At 55.8% G+C, this 737-nt stretch carries 1 protein-coding gene; it reads right to left on the bottom strand.

Annotation, left to right across the window (positions count from 1 at the left end; genetic code table 11):
- The coding region (locus WH277_RS00345; protein WP_339503690.1) for a diguanylate cyclase domain-containing protein at positions 1-737 on the bottom strand (737 nt) is incomplete at both ends.

Here is a 737-nt window from a genome sequence, read left to right as displayed (position 1 = left end):
AACCAAAACCCGACACCGGTAGCGCCAGCGTTAACCCTTTGCTCAGTGCACCCTGCGCATAATGCTGGAAAAACTCTTTGATCAGTTTACGGTCAAGGGCCACAAACAGATCACCATCCTGTAACCCGGTGCGGAAGCTGGCCTCATCAATCTCGTGTCCCTCCGGGGTAAACAATTGCATCTCCGCCAGATAGAAGCTGGTGGCATGAATTTTCCCCGGCGGTGCGGCGGCCCAGACGTGCAGACGCATTGGCTGCTGAGCGATGATTTGTTCGTTTTCAATGCGGCTCATCACGGGTTTCAGGCGCTTCAGCAGATGGCTTTCATACATGGAAAGTTGGCCGCGTCCGTTATTTTTGGCGTGATAGCAGGCGAGATCGGCCTGTGCCATCAGTTCACTGGCGCTGGTGTTTTCCGGGCTGATACGCGTCAGGCCTGCGCTAGCACCGACATGATGCAGGCGGCCCTCCCACAGGAAGCCATATTCATTCACGGCGTGAACAATACGTTCGACCACCTCACTGGCCTGTTCCAGCGAGCAATCTGGCAATAATGCACCGAACTCATCACCGCCCAGACGGGCCAGGAAATCGCTTGCGCCCAGATGCTGCTGCATCACGCCAGAGATTTCACGTAACAATGCATCACCCGCAGCATGGCCCGCGGTATCGTTGACCGCTTTAAAACGGTCGAGGTCGATAAACACCAGCACATGCTGCTGTTGCTCGGTGGAAGAG

The sequence above is a fragment of the Erwinia sp. MYb416 genome, assembly GCF_037479575.1.
Lineage (GTDB): Bacteria > Pseudomonadota > Gammaproteobacteria > Enterobacterales > Enterobacteriaceae > Erwinia > Erwinia rhapontici.
The sequence above is the reverse complement of the archived record's forward strand: the minus strand, read 5'-3'. Positions and strand labels throughout refer to the sequence as shown.